The organism is Mycobacterium hubeiense (assembly GCF_002838065.1).
Taxonomy (GTDB): domain Bacteria; phylum Actinomycetota; class Actinomycetes; order Mycobacteriales; family Mycobacteriaceae; genus Mycobacterium; species Mycobacterium hubeiense.
Map to the genome: position 1 here is coordinate 1 of NZ_PIZU01000102.1, position 1,757 is coordinate 1,757.

The 1,757-nt window shown below is 65.9% G+C and carries 4 protein-coding genes and 1 pseudogene; all 5 read left to right on the top strand.

Annotated elements, in window-relative coordinates; translation table 11 throughout:
* Window positions 1-329 (top strand): annotated as a pseudogene (locus CWS39_RS28105) (CCA tRNA nucleotidyltransferase); the annotation flags it as partial.
* A gap of 18 nt (window positions 330-347) precedes the next feature.
* Window positions 348-818, top strand: coding sequence for a pullulanase (locus tag CWS39_RS28110; protein ID WP_102146095.1), 471 nt, complete (start codon window positions 348-350; stop codon window positions 816-818).
* A gap of 52 nt (window positions 819-870) precedes the next feature.
* A complete protein-coding gene (locus tag CWS39_RS28115) occupies window positions 871-1,116 on the top strand; it encodes a ribbon-helix-helix protein, CopG family (RefSeq protein WP_102146098.1) in 246 nt (81 codons plus the stop codon).
* The gene (locus CWS39_RS28120) at window positions 1,103-1,411 is read left to right on the top strand and encodes a type II toxin-antitoxin system PemK/MazF family toxin (RefSeq protein WP_102146096.1); all 309 of its coding nucleotides are present in this window, start codon (window positions 1,103-1,105) and stop codon (window positions 1,409-1,411) included. Before CWS39_RS28115 ends, CWS39_RS28120 begins: the two co-directional genes overlap by 14 nt.
* A gap of 77 nt (window positions 1,412-1,488) precedes the next feature.
* Window positions 1,489-1,749 carry a hypothetical protein gene (locus tag CWS39_RS28125; protein ID WP_102146097.1) on the top strand — a complete coding sequence of 87 codons (261 nt, stop codon included), beginning with the start codon at window positions 1,489-1,491 and terminating at the stop codon, window positions 1,747-1,749.
* The last annotated feature ends 8 nt before the right edge of the window (window positions 1,750-1,757 follow it).

A 1,757-nucleotide genomic window follows, 5' to 3' on the forward strand; every position in this document is an offset into this window, starting at 1 on the left:
ATGTCACCGACGCCGGCCCGCTGCTGCCGAAGCTGCACAAGCTGGTGCGCGCCGACTGCACCACGCGTAACAAGCGGCGCGCGGCCCGGCTTCAGGCCGCGTATGACGATCTGGAGCGGCGCATCGCGGAGTTGGCCGCGAAGGAGGATCTGGCGCGAGTGCGCCCGGACCTCGACGGCAACGAGATCATGGAGATCCTCGGCATCCCCGCCGGCCCTACGGTGGGGGAGGCGTGGCGGTATTTGAAGGAGCTGCGACTGGATCGGGGGCCGCTGTCGCATGACGAGGCGGTGGCCGAATTGTTGAAGTGGTGGAACGCGCGCGGCTGACTCAGCGTCTCAACTCATATGGAGTACTGCCTGGGCGACGGTGACGGGTCGGCGAGCATATGGTCGGCGGCGCCGAATGTGGATGTGGACGGCGACGGCGAGGTGGACGCCGTCGGGCTGGATTTCGACGGCGACGGACTGGTCGACGACGCGATGGCCGACCTCGACGGCGATGGTCTCGCCGAGCATGCGGTGCTCGACGGCGAGCGCTATTTCACCGATGACGGCACCGGCACCTGGGCGGTGAGCGTGGACCGGGCCGGCAATGTGCGATGGTTCGGGCTCGACGGGGTCGAGCACAGCGGACCCGTCGATGTCGATGGTGACGGCGCCGAGGACCGGGTGCTCGATGTCGACGGCAACGGACTGGCCGACCGGGTGTTGGCCGGCGAGGTGGCCTACGTCGACACCGACGGCGATGGTCGCTGGGACGTCAAGCTGTCCGACAGCGACGGCGACGGGTCCGCTGACGCGGCGAACGAGCTGTGAAACCGGCGCAATCGCGCAGCTGCGTAATACAAACTAAAATGCGCGTATGACGATGGTGAGTTTCCGCGCTGACGACGAAGACATTCGACAGGCCGATGCATGGGCGCGGCGGCTGCACATCGATCGGTCGGAGCTGCTTCGAGATGCGCTGCGCCACCGCTTGGCCGCACTCGCTGCGGACCAGGAGGTGCAGGGGTACGCCGAACACCCGTTGACCGACGATGAGACGGCGCTCGCGCAGATCGCTGACTGGGGGCCGGCGGAGGATTGGGCGGACTGGGCCGATGCGGCGCGGTGAACTGTGGTTCGCCGGCACTCCTGGCGGTGACCGGCCGGTGCTCATCCTCACCAGGGATCCGGTCGCCGATCGGATCGGCTCGGTCGTGGTCGCCGCGCTGACCCGGACCCGTCGAGGGCTCGTGTCCGAATTAGAACTGACGGCGGCCGAAGACCATCTTCCGACGGATTGCGTCGTCAACTTCGACAACATCCACACACTGCCGCGCAACGTATTTCGACGTCGGATCACCAGGCTGTCGACCGCCCGCCTTCAGCAGGTCTGCCGGACGCTGCGCGCAAGCACCGGCTGCTGAGCGCGCCGAATCCGCTCAATTTGCCCAATCCCTGAGAAACGTCGACGTACCGGAGTAATTGTCGAGGGTGTCAGTTAATGCCCGAACGCAAGGTGACCGCCATGCACACCGTCAATCGGCCCTATCTCACATCGGCCATCGCCATGGTGGGAGCCAGCGTGGTGGTTGCCGCGCCTGTGGCGACTACGAAGGATCGCATGGGGGTCGCCAGCCCAGCAGTTCAACTCTCGGTCGACGCGGCGATGTTGTATCAAGACGTCGTCGATCGTGCAGTCGACAATACGCAGGAGCTCATCGCCCTTTTTCTGGGAGGTTGTCCCGGTCTTCGTGGAATTTGAGGTGGCGG

What these genes read in the sequence shown, in the direction of transcription:
- CWS39_RS28110 (WP_102146095.1), top strand. Translation starts at nt 348, where the DNA reads ATGGAGTACTGCCTGGGCGACGGTGACGGGTCGGCGAGCATATGGTCG.
- CWS39_RS28115 (WP_102146098.1), top strand. Translation starts at nt 871, where the DNA reads ATGGTGAGTTTCCGCGCTGACGACGAAGACATTCGACAGGCCGATGCA.
- CWS39_RS28120 (WP_102146096.1), top strand. Translation starts at nt 1,103, where the DNA reads ATGCGGCGCGGTGAACTGTGGTTCGCCGGCACTCCTGGCGGTGACCGG.
- CWS39_RS28125 (WP_102146097.1), top strand. Translation starts at nt 1,489, where the DNA reads ATGCCCGAACGCAAGGTGACCGCCATGCACACCGTCAATCGGCCCTAT.